The organism is Profundicola chukchiensis (genome assembly GCF_029664245.1).
Classification (GTDB): Bacteria; Bacteroidota; Bacteroidia; order Flavobacteriales; family Weeksellaceae; genus Profundicola; species Profundicola chukchiensis.
Window position 1 is genome coordinate 1 of the sequence record NZ_JANAIE010000092.1, and the last position, 213, is coordinate 213.

Genomic DNA, 213 nt, shown 5'->3' on the forward strand with positions numbered 1-213 from the left:
CGTTGGACGTATCGTCGAACAGGACGTCGAGTGTGCCGGCGTTCTTCAATTTCAACAAATCGTAACTCAGAAAGGTTTCGTACTGGTCGCAGTCATGTCCGATGCAGACCTGCCCGTCGAGAACCGTATCGTCGTTGACGAAGAGGTCGGCAATGGAGGTGTCGCTGTCGCCGATGGTGACCCCGTCGGCAAAATGATCGAGCGCCAGGACGG

The 213-nt window shown here is 56.3% G+C and carries 1 protein-coding gene; it reads right to left on the minus strand.

What is annotated here, in order from left to right:
* On the minus strand, positions 1-213 hold a 213-nt coding region (locus NLM59_RS11785), incomplete at both ends, for a hypothetical protein (RefSeq protein ID WP_304417973.1).